The sequence below is a fragment of the Reyranella sp. genome (genome assembly GCF_036558665.1).
Classification (GTDB): domain Bacteria; phylum Pseudomonadota; class Alphaproteobacteria; order Reyranellales; family Reyranellaceae; genus Reyranella.
This window is the reverse complement of sequence record NZ_DATBFE010000013.1, coordinates 55,269-70,301: the sequence shown is the minus strand read 5'-3', so window position 1 is coordinate 70,301 and position 15,033 is coordinate 55,269. Positions and strand designations below refer to the sequence as shown.

The 15,033-nt window shown below is 65.7% G+C and carries 11 protein-coding genes; 8 read left to right on the top strand and 3 right to left on the bottom strand.

Features of this window, described 5'->3' with window-relative positions; genetic code table 11:
- Positions 1-15: 15 nt before the first annotated feature.
- Positions 16-285, top strand: a complete 270-nt coding sequence (locus tag VH499_RS02725) for a succinate dehydrogenase assembly factor 2 (protein ID WP_332051147.1) — start codon at positions 16-18, stop codon at positions 283-285.
- Positions 286-3,780, top strand: a complete 3,495-nt coding sequence (gene mfd, locus VH499_RS02720; protein WP_332051146.1) for a transcription-repair coupling factor — start codon at positions 286-288, stop codon at positions 3,778-3,780.
- Here the strand turns inward: mfd and VH499_RS02715 are convergent.
- Positions 3,674-4,312, bottom strand: a complete 639-nt coding sequence (locus VH499_RS02715; protein WP_332051145.1) for a TetR family transcriptional regulator — start codon at positions 4,310-4,312, stop codon at positions 3,674-3,676. The genes mfd and VH499_RS02715 overlap by 107 nt on opposite strands.
- A gap of 204 nt (positions 4,313-4,516) precedes the next feature.
- Between VH499_RS02715 and VH499_RS02710 the strand changes: the two genes are divergently transcribed.
- The 6 genes from VH499_RS02710 to VH499_RS02685 are packed head-to-tail and all read left to right on the top strand — an operon-like array spanning position 4,517 to position 13,160.
- Complete coding sequence (locus VH499_RS02710) at positions 4,517-5,770, top strand: MFS transporter (protein ID WP_332051144.1); 1,254 nt, start codon at positions 4,517-4,519, stop codon at positions 5,768-5,770.
- 25 nt (positions 5,771-5,795) lie between these two features.
- Positions 5,796-9,554 carry a nitrate reductase subunit alpha gene (locus VH499_RS02705; RefSeq protein ID WP_332051143.1) on the top strand — a complete coding sequence of 1,253 codons (3,759 nt, stop codon included), beginning with the start codon at positions 5,796-5,798 and terminating at the stop codon, positions 9,552-9,554.
- Positions 9,551-11,083 carry a nitrate reductase subunit beta gene (gene narH / locus VH499_RS02700; protein ID WP_332051142.1) on the top strand — a complete coding sequence of 511 codons (1,533 nt, stop codon included), beginning with the start codon at positions 9,551-9,553 and terminating at the stop codon, positions 11,081-11,083. The genes VH499_RS02705 and narH overlap by 4 nt, the downstream gene beginning before the upstream one ends.
- A 10-nt stretch (positions 11,084-11,093) precedes the next feature.
- Positions 11,094-11,705 (top strand): nitrate reductase molybdenum cofactor assembly chaperone, encoded by a 612-nt coding sequence (gene narJ, locus VH499_RS02695; protein ID WP_332051141.1) that lies wholly within the window; start codon positions 11,094-11,096, stop codon positions 11,703-11,705.
- 22 nt (positions 11,706-11,727) lie between these two features.
- The gene (narI, locus tag VH499_RS02690) at positions 11,728-12,444 is read left to right on the top strand and encodes a respiratory nitrate reductase subunit gamma (RefSeq protein WP_332051140.1); all 717 of its coding nucleotides are present in this window, start codon (positions 11,728-11,730) and stop codon (positions 12,442-12,444) included.
- Positions 12,441-13,160, top strand: a complete 720-nt coding sequence (locus VH499_RS02685; RefSeq protein WP_332051139.1) for a peptidylprolyl isomerase — start codon at positions 12,441-12,443, stop codon at positions 13,158-13,160. The genes narI and VH499_RS02685 overlap by 4 nt, the downstream gene beginning before the upstream one ends.
- 46 nt (positions 13,161-13,206) lie before the next feature.
- Here VH499_RS02685 and VH499_RS02680 read toward each other — a convergent pair whose 3' ends face one another.
- Both VH499_RS02680 and VH499_RS02675 read right to left on the bottom strand, forming a co-directional pair.
- Complete coding sequence (locus VH499_RS02680) at positions 13,207-13,866, bottom strand: DsbA family oxidoreductase (protein ID WP_332051138.1); 660 nt, start codon at positions 13,864-13,866, stop codon at positions 13,207-13,209.
- Positions 13,863-15,008, bottom strand: a complete 1,146-nt coding sequence (locus VH499_RS02675; protein WP_332051247.1) for a CynX/NimT family MFS transporter — start codon at positions 15,006-15,008, stop codon at positions 13,863-13,865. Before VH499_RS02675 ends, VH499_RS02680 begins: the two co-directional genes overlap by 4 nt.
- Between the last annotated feature and the right edge of the window lie 25 nt (positions 15,009-15,033).

The window sequence follows — 15,033 nt, the reverse complement described above, 5'->3', positions numbered from 1 at the left end:
CCGAAGTTGGGGAAAATGGGCGGAGCTCCCGAACTGGAGACGCGGCGGAAGCGTTTGCTTTATCGCAGTGTCTATCGCGGCAACAAGGAGAACGACATCCTCCTTGGCCAGTTTGCGCGCGCCCATGTCGCCGATTTCGACGCGGCCGAGCTCGATCAGTACGAGCGGCTGCTCGAGGCCGGCGACAACGAGATCTTCGATTGGGTCTCGGGCAGGGCCGACGTGCCGCCCGAGGCCGATACGCCGATCCTGCGCAAGTTCTTGGCGTTTCGTGTGAGGTTCTGAGTGTCATCGCTTGCCGAACGTTTGGCCGCGCTGCATCGCAAGGCCGGCCGCTGGACCATTGCCGGCCTGCCTGAGGGTGCCGACGCACTGGTGCTGAGCGAAATCGCGCGCACGACAGGCGGACAAGACATTCTGCATGTCGCACGCGACGGCCAGCGCCTCGATCGACTGCAGGACGGGCTGCGCTTTTTTGCCCCGGAGCGCGAGGTCCTGGTCCTTCCGGCCTGGGACTGTCTGCCGTACGACCGTCTTTCGCCGCATCCGGATATCGTCGCCGAACGGCTCGACACTCTGGTCAGGCTTGCGGCGCCCCGCAGGGTGGGGGCGCCTGCCCGCATCATTCTGGCTTCTGTCGGTGCTGTCCTACAGCGCATCCCCCCGCACAGCCTCTATGCCGGGGCCGCGACCACGCTGCGCAAGGGGCAGACGATCGATGTCAACTCGCTTGCCAAGTTCCTCGGCGAGAACGGCTATGGCCGCGCCGACACGGTCATGGAGCCCGGCGAGTTCGCAATACGCGGCGGCTTGGTCGATCTTTTTCCGCCAGGTACCGGAGAGCCGCTACGGCTCGATCTGTTTGGCGACACGCTGGAGGCAATCCGCTCTTTCGACCCGATGAGCCAGCTATCGACCGGCGAGCGCGACGAGGCCGTGCTGCTGCCGGTGAGCGAGGTGCTGCTCACTCCCGACAGCATTGCCCGCTTTCGCAGCGGCTATCGCGAACTGTTCGGCAACGTCGCCGGCGAGGACGTCCTCTACGAAGCCGTGTCCGCCGGCCAGCGTCATGTCGGCATGGAGCACTGGCTGCCTCTGTTCCACGAGCGGATGGAGACGATCCCCGATTACTGCCCCGAGGCCGTCGTCACGGCCGACCATCAACTCAGGGAAGCGCTGGAGGCGCGTCACGAACTGATCGTCGACTACTACGAGGCACGCCTGAAGACCGGCGCCAAGGGAGGCATGAGCGGTGGCGCAGACTACAAGCCGCTGCCGCCGGAGCGGCTCTACCTCAAGCCGTCGCAATGGGACGCCTTGCTGGAAGATCGCAGCGTCGTCCAGTTCACGAGCTTCGACGCTCCCCCCGAAACCGCGAACGCCATCGATCTGGGCGGTCGCCGCCACGAAGGATTCGCCCACGCACGTACCGCGCAGGGGATCAACCTGTTCGACAAGGTCGCCGAGCATGTGAAGGCGGCGAACGATGCCGGGCGCCGCGTCGTGATCGCGGGCTACACCGAGGGTTCGGTATCACGACTGCAGCATCTCCTGCAGGAGCATGGCGCCACGACGCCCGTTCCGGTGACCGACTACGCGACCGTGCTCGCATTGCCAGCCGGCACGCTCGGCATTGCGATCTGGCCGCTCGAGCATGGTTTCGTCCTGGACGGGCTGGAAGTCGTCGGCGAGGAAGACATCCTGGGCGACCGGCTCTCGCGGCCCGCCAAAAGACGCCGGCCCTCCGAGCGCTTCATCGCCGAAGCCTCGGCGCTGAGTGAGGGCGACCTCGTCGTCCATCGCGAGCACGGCGTGGGGCGCTACGAAGGCCTGGCCACGCTCGAGATCCAGAACGCTCGTCACGATTGTTTGCGGCTGACGTATGAGGGCGGGGACAAGCTTTTCGTGCCTGTCGAGAACATCGACGTGCTGAGCCGCTACGGCAGCACGGAGGAGGGCGCCCAGCTCGACAGGTTGGGTGGCGTCGCCTGGCAATCACGCAAGGCGAGGCTCAAGCAGCGCATCGCCGACATGGCTGACCGGCTGATCAGGATCGCGGCGGAGCGTGCCGTTCGCCGCGGCGAGACGATGAGCCCGCCGGAAGGTCTCTACGAGGAATTCTGCGCCCGCTTTCCCTACGCCGAGACCGATGACCAGTTGCAGGCGATCGCCGACGTGATCGACGATCTGTCGTCCGGCAAGCCGATGGACCGGCTGATCTGCGGCGATGTGGGCTTCGGCAAGACGGAAGTGGCACTGCGCGCCGCCTTCGTGGCTGCGCTCTCGGGCAAGCAGGTCGCCGTGATCGGACCGACGACGCTGCTGGCGCGCCAGCACCACCGGACCTTCGTCGAGCGCTTCCAGGGATTGCCGGTCCGGATCGGGCGCCTGTCGCGGCTTGTCAATGCCAGGGAGGTCAGGGAGACGAGGGCCGGTCTGAAGGACGGCACGATCGATATCGTGGTCGGCACGCACGCGTTGCTGGCCAAGGGTATCGAGTTCAAGGACCTCGGTCTGCTGGTCGTGGACGAGGAGCAGCATTTCGGCGTCGCCCACAAGGAACGCCTGAAGGAGCTGCGCGCCGACGTCCATGTGCTGACGCTGACGGCTACGCCGATCCCGCGGACCCTGCAACTGGCGCTCACCGGCGTGCGCGACATGAGTCTGATCGCGACGCCCCCCGTTGATCGCCTGGCAGTCCGTACCTTCGTCACGCCCTTCGACGGCGTCACCATCCGCGAAGCGCTGCTGCGCGAGCAGTATCGCGGCGGACAAAGCTTCTACGTCTGTCCGCGCATCGAGGACCTGGCGGGCATTGCCGAGCAGCTGCGCGAGCTGGTGCCCGAAATCCGCATGGGCATGGCGCATGGCCGGCTCGCGGCGAGGCAGATCGAGAACACGATGCAGGATTTCGTCGACGGCAAGTTCGACGTTCTGCTGTCGACCAACATCGTCGAAAGCGGCCTCGACATCCGAAATGCCAACACCATGGTCATCCATCGCGCGGACATGTTCGGCCTGGCGCAGCTCTACCAGCTGCGCGGTCGGATCGGCCGGGGCAAGACCCGCGCCTATGCCTATCTGACGGTTCCGCCGGGCAGGGCACTGAACGAGGCGGCATCGAAGCGGCTCGAAGTGATGCAGACCCTGGACACGCTGGGCGCCGGCTTCCAGCTCGCCAGCCACGACCTCGATATCCGCGGCGCCGGCAATCTCCTGGGCGAGGAGCAGTCGGGCCATATCCGTGAAGTCGGGATCGAACTCTATCAGCAGCTTCTCGAGGAGGCGGTGGCCGCGGCGCGCGGCCGTGCCCAAGAGGCGGCCCGGGCCGAATGGTCGCCGCAGCTCAACCTCGGGATCCCGGTGCTGATCCCCGAGGAGTACGTCGCCGATCTGTCGGTCCGCATGGGCCTCTATCGCCGCCTCGGCAGCCTGACCAGTCAGGCCGACATCGATGCCTTTGCCGCCGAGCTGGTCGACCGCTTCGGCAAGATGCCACTGGAAGCGGAATTCCTGCTCCAGACGGTGTCGCTGAAGCTCCTGTGCCGCAGCGCCTCGGTCGAGAAGATCGACGCCGGCGAGAAGGCGGTCGTCTTCAGCTTCCACGAGAACAGGTTCCCCAAGCCCGACCGCCTGATCAGCTGGATCCAGAAGAATGCGCCGCTGGTGAAGGCTAGGCCCGACCAGCGCGTGGTCGTGCAGCGTGTCTGGCCCGACGAGCGCCAGCGGCTTTCCGGCGTGAGCGGCATCGTTTCCGCGATGGCGAAGCTCGCGGCTTGAGAAGCGGCAGCGCCGCCCGTTTCGCACAGCGCAGCAGCCAGTCGCTGAGCCGCGTGTCCCCGGAAGCGCGGGCGAGGATCAGAGCGCCGACAGCCAGGATCGCCACTGTCGTCGCATCGGCATCAAGCCGGCGCGTCCGTCCACGCGAAAGCTCGCCGATCAGACCGTAGAGCACATTGGCATAGGCCAGGCGCGCTGGCATCGGCGCCCGCGCGACGTCGCCGGGCAAGGCAGCCAAGGTGCAGGCCTGGCCATTCGCGGCGAGCTGGGCCTTGTCGAAATAGTCGGTGAGCGCCGTCCTGGCATCGGAGGTGCGTGCCTTGCCGAGCAGGCCGTGCCCGGCGCGGACCGCCTCCGCAAAAAGATCATCCTTGGATCTGAAATGCGCGTAGAAAGCGCCCCGCGTGAGCCCGGCCGCCAGCATGATGTCGTCGATGTTCGTGCCAGCATATCCGCGCAGCCGGAAGAGGCGCGCGGCGTGCTCGAAGATCTCGGTTCTGGTGCGCGCCTTGCGCGCGGCACTGACCGGCATTCAGTCTCCCATATATGTTTATAAACATACCATATGTTTTAGGACATACTATCGGCAATCCGACTGGAAGGCATGACGCGCCCACGAGTCCGTCAGGCGGAAGCTGGGGACGTGTGCCAAAAAGCCGATAGACCGGCTGACGGTCCTGTGCGAGCGTTTGCACAGGATATGACAGTCTCGCTGGATGGTTCGCGGGGGCGCCAAATGTCTAGCCGACGCAGCATCACCGTCCTGATCGTCACGACGTGGGCGTTCACCATCTGCTTCGCCGTTTGGATGATGTTCGGAGTCATCGGCATCCCGCTGCGGCGCGAATTGCAACTCGATTCGACACAGTTCGGCTTGCTGACGGCCACGCCGATTCTCACGGGCTCTCTTTTCCGTCTGCCGCTGGGCATCTGGACCGACCGCATCGGCGGGCGCATCCTGATGACGTCGCTGCTCGTGCTGTGCGCCGTTCCCCTGTGGTTTGCGGCCGACGCGACGGCCCTCTGGCAGTTTCTTCTGCTCGGTCTGGCCCTCGGTCTGGTCGGCGCGTCCTTTTCCGTCGGCACACCATACGTATCGCGCTTCTTTCCGCCGGAACGGCGGGGCCTCGCCATGGGCGTCTTTGGTGCCGGCACCGTCGGCGCCGCCTTGAACATGTTCCTCGCACCGTCGGTGATGAGTGCCTACGGCTGGCAGGCGGTGCCGCGCGTCTACGCCGTTGCCCTTTTGATCACGGCCGTCGTCTTCTGGTCGCTGTCCGCGCCGGATCCCGGCGCCGGCAAAGCCGGTGCGACGTTGCGCCAGCAACTGGCCATCATGCGGGACCGGCGAGTCTGGAAGTATTGCCAGTACTACTCCATCGTATTCGGCGGCTTTACCGCGCTGTCGATCTGGATGCCGCAATATTTCGTGAGCGAGTACGGGTTCTCGGTCGCGCAGGCGGCGCTGCTGGCCGCCTGCTTCTCGCTGCCCGGCGGTGCCCTGAGAAGCGTGGGCGGGGCGCTGTCGGACCGCTTCGGTGCCCATGGAGTCACCTGGTGGGTGCTGTGGGTCGCCTGGGTCGTCTTGTTCCTGCTGTCCTATCCGCACACGGACTTCACCATCCGCACCGTGGACGGCAGCAGAAGCTTCACCATCGCGCTGTCACCTTGGCTGTTCTGCGGCCTTCTCTTCATCGTCGGAATAGCCTTTGCCTTCGGCATGGCCTCGACCTTCAAGTACATCAGTGCCGATTTCCCCAATGACATCGGTGCCGTCAGCGGTCTGGTCGGCATGGTAGGCGGTCTCGGCGGCTTCCTGCTGCCGGTCATGTTCGGCGGCCTGCTGGACTGGCTCGGCTTCAACTCGAGCATCTTCATGCTGCTCTACGGCATCGTCGCGGTGTCCCTGATGCTCAGCTACCTGACCGAAGTCCGGCGGGCACCGGTGATGGGCGAGGCCGCGGAGCCGCGTCTGGCATCGTCGGCATGATCCCGGCCGGGCGAGGAGAAACCACATGAGTCATTTTCTGGAGCGTCTCGCCTATCTGACCCGCCGGCACGAATCCTTTGCCGACGGTCACGGCGAGTTGCGCGACGAGGACCGGATGTGGGAGGAGGGCTATCGGCAGCGATGGCAGCACGACAAGATCGTGCGCTCGACGCACGGTGTGAACTGCACCGGTTCCTGCAGCTGGAAGATCTACGTCAAGAGCGGGGTCGTCACCTGGGAAACCCAGCAGACGGACTATCCGCGCACGCGGCCGGGGCTGCCCAACCATGAGCCGCGCGGCTGCTCGCGTGGCGCCTCTTACAGCTGGTATCTCTACAGCGCGAGTCGCATCAAGTATCCGATGGTGCGCGGGCGGCTCATCCGGGCCTGGCGCGAGGCGCGCAAGAGCCACGAGCCGGTCGAGGCGTGGGCGGCGATCGTCGGCGACGAGGAGGCCGCCAGGGCCTACAAGGCCGTGCGCGGCCGCGGCGGCTTCGTGCGCTCGACCTGGGACGAGGTGAGCGAGATCATCGCCGCGGCCAACGTCCATACGATCAAGCGCTGGGGACCCGATCGCGTCGTCGGCTTCTCGCCCATTCCCGCCATGTCGATGGTTTCGTATGCCGCGGGCGCGCGCTATCTCAGCCTCATCGGCGGCACGCTTCTTTCCTTCTACGACTGGTACTGCGACCTGCCGCCGTCGAGCCCGCAGACCTGGGGCGAGCAGACCGACGTTCCGGAATCGGCCGACTGGTACAATTCGGGCTACATCATCGCCTGGGGCTCCAACGTGCCGCAGACGCGGACGCCCGACGCGCATTTCTTCGTCGAGGCGCGCTACAATGGCACCAAGGTCGTCGCCATCACGCCCGACTATGCCGAGGTGGCCAAGTTTGCCGACCTTTGGCTGCATCCCAAGCAGGGAACGGACGCCGCCCTCGCCATGGCCATCGGCCATGTGATCCTGCGCGAATTTTTTCTCGACCGACAGGTGCCCTACTTCCACGACTATGCACGTCGCTACACCGACCTGCCCATGCTGGTGCGGTTGCGGCAGGACGGCGGACGCTGGGTACCGGATCGTTATCTCCGCAGAAGCGACTTGCCGGATGCGCCGCCGTCGGGCCGGGCCGACTGGAAAACGGTCGCCGTGGCCGAGGGATCCGGCGATCTCGTCGTTCCGCAGGGTTCGATCGGCTACCGCTGGCCGATGGACGGCGAGGTCGCGGGGCGGTGGAACCTCGAGGCCAGGAACGGCGAAACGGGCGAGGAGGTCAGTCTGGCGTTGAGCCTGATCGATCGCCGAGACGACGTGCTGTCTGTCGCTTTTCCCTATTTCGGCGGCCGCCCGCACGAGCATTTTTCCGGCAACGACCAGGATGGCGACATATTGCTGCGCCACGTCCCTGTACGCCGCATCAGGCTCGCGGACGGCGAGGCGGCGGTCGCCACGGTCTTCGATCTGCTGTGCGGCAACTATGGCCTGGATCGCGGTCTCGGCGGCGACTGCGCCAGGAGTTTCGAGGACAATGTGCCGTACACGCCGGCCTGGCAGCAAGCGATCACCGGCGTGGCGGCCGCCCAGGCGATCGCGGTCGCCCGCGGCTTCGCGGAGAACGCCGAGAAGACCAAGGGCCGGTCGATGGTCATCATCGGCGCCGGCATGAACCACTGGTATCACCAGGACATGGGCTACCGCAGCATCATCAACGTCCTGATGATGTGCGGCACGATCGGGGTCTCGGGCGGCGGCTGGGCGCACTATGTCGGGCAGGAGAAGCTCCGGCCCCAGACCGGCTGGACCATGCTCGCCTTCGCGCTCGACTGGGTGCGCCCGCCACGCCAGATGAACGGCACCTCGTTCTTCTATGCACACAGCGACCAGTGGCGCTACGAGAAGATCGACGTCTCCGAGTTGCTGTCGCCGCTCGCCGATCCGGTGCCCTATCGCGGCAGCATGATCGACCTCAATGTCCGCGCCGAGCGCATGGGGTGGCTGCCGTCTGCGCCGCAGCTCGCCACGAATCCGTTGACGATCGCGGCCGATGCCGAAAGGGCGGGGGCCGACGTGAAGGACCATGCCGTCGCCGGTCTCAAGTCGGGCGCTCTCGCCATGGCCTGCGAGGATCCGGACAATCCGGCGAACTTCCCGCGCAATCTGTTCATCTGGCGCTCCAACCTTTTCGGGTCGTCCGGCAAAGGGCACGAGTATTTCCTTCGTCATTTCCTCGGGACGCGCAACGGCATGCAGGGCAAAGACCTCGGCGAGATGGGCGGCGCGAAGCCGCGCGAAGTCGCGTGGCGTGATGCAGCCCCCGAGGGCAAGCTCGACCTGGTGGTGACGCTCGATTTCCGCATGTCGACCAGCTGTCTCTACTCCGACATCGTTCTGCCGACGGCCACCTGGTACGAGAAGAACGACCTCAACACCTCCGACATGCACCCGTTCATCCATCCGCTGTCGACGGCGGTGGATCCGGTCTGGGAAGCGCGCAGCGACTGGGAGACATACAAGACGATCGCCAGGCGGTTCTCCGAGCTGGTGCCGGGCCATCTCGGTGTCGAGCGCGATGTCGTCCTGACGCCGATCCAGCATGACACGCCCGGCGAGCTCGCCCAGCCGTTCGATGTCAAGGACTGGAAGAAGAGCGAATGCGAGCTCGTTCCGGGCGTCACGGCGCCTCAGATCGTCGTGGTCGAAAGGGACTATCCGAACACCTACAGCCGCTTCACCTCGCTCGGGCCGCTCGCCGAGAGGCTCGGCAACGGCGGCAAGGGAATTTCATGGAACACGGCCGACGAGGTCCGCGGCCTCGGCGAGCTCAACTATCGCATCGACGAGGGCCGGCCGGCGGCCGGACGGCCGCGGATCGAGACCGACATCGAGGCGGCCGAAACCATCCTTCACCTCGCGCCGGAGACCAACGGCGAGGTTGCCGTCAAGGCGTGGCAGGCGCTCGGCAGGGTGACCGGGCGCGACCACGTCCACCTGGCGAGGAAGCGCGAGGACGAGAAGATCCGCTTCCGCGACATCCAGGCGCAGCCGCGCAAGATCATCTCGTCACCGACCTGGTCGGGGATCGAAAGCGAGCACGTGAGCTACACGGCCAACTACACCAACGTCCACGAGCTGATCCCATGGCGCACGCTCACCGGCCGCCAGCAGTTCTATCAGGATCATCGCTGGCTGAGGGACTTCGGCGAGGGCTTCGCCGTCTACCGGCCGCCGATCGACACACGCTCGGTCGCCGACATGGTCGGAAAGCACTCGAATGGCGAGAAGGAGATCGTCCTCAACTTCATCACGCCGCATCAGAAGTGGGGCATACATTCGACCTACACCGACAATCTCCTGATGCTCACCCTCTCGCGGGGCGGGCCGATCGTATGGATCTCGGAAACCGACGCGAAGAAGGCGGGCATCGTCGACAACGACTGGATCGAACTGTTCAACCTGAACGGCGCGATTGCTGCCCGTGCCGTCGTCAGCCAACGTGTGAAGGAAGGCATGTGCATGATGTACCATGCGCAGGAGAAGATCGTGAACGTGCCGGGGTCGCAGATCACCGGGCTGCGCGGCGGCATCCACAATTCGGTGACGCGGACCGTGCTCAAGCCGACGCACATGGTCGGCGGCTACGCCCATCTTTCCTACGGTTTCAACTACTACGGTACCGTGGGCTCCAATCGCGACGAGTTCGTCGTCGTCCGTAAGCTGACCCGGATCGACTGGATGGACCACAGCAATCCGGTCGACCGCGCCACCAGGGAGACAGCGTCATGAAGATCCGCGCGCAGATCGCGATGGTGATGAACCTCGACAAGTGCATCGGCTGCCATACCTGCTCCGTCACGTGCAAGAACGTGTGGACCTCGCGCCAGGGCATGGAATACGCGTGGTTCAACAACGTCGAGACCAAGCCGGGCATCGGCTATCCCAAGGACTGGGAAAACCAGGAACGCTGGCGCGGCGGATGGGAGCGCAGGAAGAACGGCAGGATCGTGCCCAAGCAGGGCGGCCGTCTCGCGATCCTCGCCAGAATCTTCGCCAATCCCAACCTGCCGGAGATCGACGACTACTACGAGCCCTTCACCTTCGACTACGAGCATCTGCAGAAGGCGCCGGAGTTGCCGACGACCCCGGTCGCGCGGCCGCTCTCCCTCGTCAGCGGGCGGCCCATGGAGAAGATCGAATGGGGCCCGAACTGGGAGGAGATCCTCGGCGGCGAGTTCGACAAGCGCTCCCAGGACTACAATTTCGAAGCCGTCCAGAAGGACATCTACGGTCAGTTCGAGAACACCTTCATGATGTACCTGCCGCGGCTCTGCGAGCACTGCCTCAATCCGAGCTGCGTCGCATCCTGTCCTTCCGGGTCGATCTACAAGCGCGAGGAGGACGGCATCGTCTTGATCGACCAGGACAAGTGCCGGGGCTGGCGCATGTGCGTGTCGGGATGCCCGTACAAGAAGATCTATTACAACTGGACCTCGGGGAAGGCAGAGAAGTGCATCTTCTGCTATCCGCGCATCGAGGCCGGCCAGCCGACCGTGTGCTCGGAGACATGCGTCGGCCGCATCCGCTATCTCGGCGTCTTGCTCTACGATGCCGATGGCATCGAGCGCGCCGCGGCAGTCGAGGACGAAAAGGATCTCTACGAAGCGCAACTCGCCATCTTCCTCGATCCCAACGATCCGGCGGTGCAGGCGCAAGCGCGCGCCGACGGCGTGCCCGACGCCTGGCTGGAGGCAGCCAGGCGGTCGCCCGCCTACAAGATGGCGGTCGACTGGAAGATCGCCTTTCCCCTGCATCCGGAATATCGCACGCTGCCGATGGTCTGGTACGTGCCGCCGCTCTCGCCGATCCAGTCGCATGCCAATGCCGGCGCGATCGACACGGTCGGCGAGCTGCCGGACGTCCGCTCGCTGCGCATTCCCGTGCGCTACCTCGCGAACCTCCTGACCGCCGGGGCGGAGCAGCCGATCGTCGGGGCACTGGAGCGCCTGTTCGCCATGCGCATCCACTATCGCCAGCGCCAGCTCGGTGAGGGCGACGGCACGACGGTGCTCGCGCAGGCGGGACTGAGCCTCGCCCAGGTCGAGGAGATGCACCGTTACCTCTCGATCGCCAACTACGAGGACCGGTTCGTCATCCCGACCAGCCATCGCGAGGACGCCGAGGACGCCTACGGCCTGAAGGGCTCGTGCGGCTTCACCTTCGGCAACGGCTGCGATTTCGGGCCGCCGCACTCGAGCCTGTTCGGCGGCAAGATGGGGCGCCGCAAGCTCAATCCGATGCGGCCGCTGGATACTTGACGAGCAGGCCATGATCCTGGTGCTCAAGGCGTTCAGCGCTCTGCTTTCGTACCCCGGCGAGGAGATGCGAAAGGCGCTGCCGGAAATCGGCGACGTGATCCGCGGCTCGCCGCTCGTCGCATCGCGCGAGCGGGCGGCACTTCTTGCCTTGGTCGAGGAGATCGGCAGCGGCGACCTTCTGTCGGCGCAGGAGCACTACGTCGACCTTTTCGACCGGGGGCGGGCGCTGTCGCTGCATCTGTTCGAGCATCTCCATGGAGAAAGCCGGGACCGGGGTGCCGCGATGGTCGAGTTGAAGGGGCTCTATGCCGCAGCCGGCCTCGACCTCGCGACTCGCGAACTGCCGGACTATCTCCCGGTCGTGCTCGAATATCTGAGCGGTCGCGGGATGGCCGAGGTGCGCGACATGCTGACGGATTGCGCCGGCATTCTCAGGACCATCGCGCGGTCGCTGATCGCCCGGCGCAGCCGCTATGCCGCTGTCCTGCAGGCACTGCTGGTCATCGCCGGTGAGAAACCGGTCGATGCGTCGGCGGTGCGCCCGGTCAAGGAGCGCAACGAGGCGCTCGACCGCGAGTGGTTCGAGCAACCGGCTTTCGCCGATCCGACTGGACGCCGGTGACGCCCTGAAAGGAGAAAACTTCGTGTCCAATGTCTATGTGAACACGCTCCTCTTCGGCATCTATCCTTACATATGCCTCGTCGTCCTGCTGATCGGCAGCCTGATACGGTTCGATCGCGAACCCTACACATGGAAGAGCGATTCCTCGCAGATGTTGCGGGCCGGCCAGCTTCGTCTCGGATCGAACCTGTTTCACTATGGCGTCATCGTCGTGATCCTCGGCCATTTCGCGGGCTTCCTCGCGCCACATTGGGCGGTGGATTGGGCGCTCGACCCCGTGGCGCATCAGCTTCTTGCCATGGTCGTCGGCGGAATAGCCGGGGCGGTCGCCATCGTCGGGCTGTCGATCCTGATCTATCGCCGTCTCGCCGATCCGCGCATCCGGCTCAACAGCCGAAAGTGGGATATCGCCGTTACGTTCATGCTCTGGCTGCAACTGGCGCTGGGGCTGCTGACGGTGCCGTTGTCGGCCTTCCACATGGATGGCGCCCTGTTCGAAACCCTGACGAGCTATGTGAAGTCGATCGTGACGCTCGATGGCGGCGCTGCGGCTTTGATGACGGACGTTCCGCTGACCTACAAGCTGCACGTCCTGCTCGGATTCACGCTGTTCCTGATCTCGCCATTCACGCGCATGATCCATATCTGGAGTGGCGCCGGCGCGCTTGCCTACCTGTTCCGCCCCTACCAGATCGTGCGTACGCCGAAGACACGGGCCAAGGAACCGGTGCGGCCATGACGATCACGGTGAACGGCGTCACGGTGGCGGTCGATTCGGCGGCTTCTGCCGAGCTCGCGGCCGTGCGCGAGTTGCTGCGGCAGCGCGCGGTGGCCGTCGGACTGCTCGATGGCGAGACCAGGGACGATAAGGAAATAGGGCCTGCAATCGAGGCCCTTCTTTCACGCGAAGTGACGACGCCGGCGCCGACCGAAGCCGAATGCCGGCGCCACTATGAGCAGCATCGCGACAGCTTCGGCAGTGGCGATCTGGTGCATGCACGGCACATCCTGTTCCAGGTCACGCCGCGCGTGAACATCGCGGAAATCCGCGCCCGCGCCGAGCAGGCGCTGAACGAACTCCTTCGTGAGCCCGATCGCTTCGCCGCCATGGCGGCAGAACTGTCGAACTGCCCATCCGGCCAGCACGGCGGCAATCTCGGCCAGATCGGCCGCGGCGATACGGTGCCGGAATTCGAGAAGGCGCTGTTCCGCCTGGATGCGGTCGGGCTGCTGCCGGAACTGGTGAAGACGCGCTTCGGCTTCCATATCGTGGCGGTCGACCGAAGCATTCCCGGCGACGTCCCGCCGTTCGAGGCGGTGCGCGAACAGGTGGCCGGAAAGCTTCGAAGCGATGTCGAGGAACGAGCGCTCCGGCAGTATGTCTCGATCCTGGCGGCAGAAGCCGAGATCGTCGGCGCTCACCTCGAAGCTGCCACCTCGCCGCTGGTGCAGTGAAGCGATCTCCGTGCCGGTTCAACGGCGTCTATGAGTGCAAAAGCGCTCAGACCGTCGACTGGGCGGCGCTCGTTGCGGCGTCACGCTCGGCAAGGTTGAAGACCTCGACGAAAGCGGAAGGCGGCTGCGCACCGGAGACGGCGTACTTGCGGTTGACGATGAAGCACGGCACGCCGTTGATGCCCAGTCGCCGCGCATAGACGTCGGAGGCCACGACCTCCTGGCGGCCATCGTCGCTTTGCAGGAAGCGGCGGGTCAGTTCCGCGTCGAGGCCGGCGCGTGTCGCGCATTCGACCAGGACCTTGAGATCGCCGATATCCAGTCCGTCCTCGAAATAGGCCTTGAACAGTTCGCCAACCACTTCGTCCTGGCGCTCGTTCCTGGCGCTCCAGTGCACCAGCCTGTGCGACAGCACCGTGTTGGGGGTCCGCCGGATGCGCGAGAACTGGAATTCGATGCCGGCCTCGCGTCCGCTTTCGGCGATCGCCTGGTAGATCTGGCGCGGACGGTCGCCGCCGCCGAACTTGGCGCGTACGTAGTCGTCGCGGGTCATGCCCTCCGCCGGCATGTCCGGATTGAGCTGGAACGGCCGCCACGAAATCGCCACGTCGTTGCGGCCGCTCAACGTCAGCGCCCGCTCGAAACGGCGTTTGCCGATGTAGCACCACGGGCAAATGGTGTCGGAGACAATGTCGACGAAGATCATCGTGCAAGCCTACGCCTTTCCCGCCAGTGCAGGAAGACGCCGCTCGCCGCCACGATGGCCAGCGCGATGCTGGTCAGCCAGGCGGCCGCCGGCCATCCGCCCGATGCGACGAGCGCTGCGGTGATCGGCGGCCCCAGCAGGGCGCCGATGTTCGAACCCTGCATGAGAAGCCCCGTCGCGGCACCGACAAGCTCCGGGCGCGGTGCATGGATCGGGATGGCGGTGAACAGCGCGCCGGGGACCAGACCGATCGCCGCGGAATAGACGCCCGCCAGGATCAGGCGAAGGATGTCCGGCACGCCGTCGATGAAGATGCCGCCGGCGCAGAAGACCATCGGCACCGCAGCGCCCACGATCAGGGCGCCGCGAGGCACGCCGCGGCTGAGCAGCAGGCCGGCGAGGAGATTGCCAATGACGTTCACGAAGGTCACGAACGCAGTCACGATCGCCGCCGTCGACGCGTCGAACTTCAATCGCTCGATCTGCAGCGTCGGCAGGAAGCCGACGACGGCGAACCAGCAGCTCGAATAGGCGCCGAAACAGAGCGCGATGGCGAGCGGCCCGCCGCTGGTCAGCACCGCGAGCATGTCGTGCCAGAGCGGCTTGCGGAGGGATGACGGTGGCGCGACTTGCCGCGGCGGCGGGGCGCGCGACAGGAGCGCCGGCAACATGACGGCGGACGCGGCCGCCGCCACCAGCCACACGACCCGCCACGACGCATGCGGCAGGATCAGCGCCGTTACGAGCATCATCGTCCCGGCGCCGGCAGGCATGTAGGTCGTCCATAGCGACATCGCCCGTCCGGCATCGCCCGTGCGCGCGATGCGGAGCAGCAGCGGCGGCACGGCGACGGTCGTGGCGATGAAGCCCAACCCTTCGAAAAAGCGGCCGAGAAGGAGCTGATCGACGTCGCTTGCGAACGCCCCGAACAGGCCCGCCGCGAAACAGATCGCCGTGCCGATCAGCACCAGCCGCCGATGACCGAAGCGATCGGCGGTGAGCGCGATCGCCATGCCACCGGCGGCGGTCATGAGACTGATGACCGACAGGAGCCAACCACCCTGGCGCAGGGTGGCACCCAGGTCGGCCCGCACCGAGGGCAGGGCGGGCGGCATCTTGCCGACATGGAAAGCCGCAACGATGCCGCTCGCGACCAGCAGTCCGACC